This is a genomic window from Acinetobacter sp. YH12063, assembly GCF_013419715.1.
GTDB lineage: Bacteria > Pseudomonadota > Gammaproteobacteria > Pseudomonadales > Moraxellaceae > Acinetobacter > Acinetobacter amyesii.
Map to the genome: position 1 here is coordinate 1 of NZ_VOZO01000051.1, position 1138 is coordinate 1138.

The following is a 1138-nucleotide window of genomic DNA, read 5'->3' on the forward strand; positions in this document are numbered from 1 at the left end:
TGAACCGTACCGGGTTTGTCGGAGACTTTTTTATTTAAGTTAGGCCACCTGACCTAACGGGTTAATCTTATCATAGTACATTGCTTCAAACTCAAAAGGCGATACATAACCCAGTGCACTGTGTACACGCTTTTTATTGAACCAATCTACCCAGTTTAGTGTCGCAAGTTGTACATCTGCTAAACCTTGCCAATCTGCTTTTAGATATTCAATCACCTCTGTTTTGTATAAGCCATTCACCGTTTCAGCCAAAGCATTATCGTATGAATCACCAGTCGTACCGACTGATGCTCGTAAATTTGCAGCTTCTAAACGATTGGTATAGCGAATAGAAAGATATTGAACACCTCTATCGGAATGATGAATCACATTCTTTGGCATGCCTCGATCGTGCAATGCTTGCTCTAATGCATCGAGCACCATATCTGTATTCATCCGTGTCGATACTTTCCATCCAACAATTGCTCGTGAGAACACATCAATAATAAAGGCGGTATAGACCCAGCCTGAATGAGTTTGAATATACGTAAAGTCACTCACCCACAGTTGGTCAGGATGATCAGCATTAAAATTACGTTTCACTAAATCATCTGCTCTTTTTTGATCATCTCGGCTACGGGTGGTTTGTTTATTCTTACCACGCCAAACACCTTGTATACCTAGCTTCTGCATCAATCGAGCAACTGTACAACGTGCGATAACATAACCTTCACGTTTCAATTGTTGCCAGACCTTACGCACACCATATCGACCTGAACTTTCTTTCCAAATTCGTTGAATTTGTTCAGCATGATGCTCATCATGTAGATCTCGTTTCGCTCGATGTTCTGGATTGTCAGCGAGATCTAAAGTTCGGTAATAGGTTGAAGCTGCGATCGGTAAAATCCTACAAATCGCATCAACACCATATCGATCTTTATTGTTATGGATAAAATCCACCATTATTTGTGTGGGCGGTCGAGCTCCGCCTGGGCGAAAAAAGCAGCTGCTTTACGTAGAATTTCGTTAGCACGTTGCAGTTCTTTATTTTCGCGTTCGAGTTGTTTGATACGTTCTTGGTCTGAAAGCTGCTGTACTTTAACTGGATTTTGTTTATCTAAATATTTTTGATACCAAACACGTAGTGTTTCAGGAGTAC

1 protein-coding gene and 1 other annotated feature are annotated in these 1138 nt (G+C 40.9%); the gene reads right to left on the bottom strand.

Annotation, left to right across the window (positions count from 1 at the left end; all coding sequences use genetic code 11):
* Positions 1-39 precede the first annotated feature (39 nt).
* Positions 40-1138, bottom strand: a protein-coding gene (locus FTU12_RS16335; protein ID WP_180114994.1) for an IS3 family transposase whose coding sequence is annotated in 2 segments (ribosomal slippage) — positions 40-983 and positions 983-1138 — 1100 coding nt annotated over the 2 segments. Because the reading frame shifts where the segments join, the coding sequence is not laid out codon by codon here. This gene is flagged as partial in the annotation.
* Positions 868-984, bottom strand: a sequence feature (AL1L pseudoknot). It overlaps the preceding gene by 117 nt.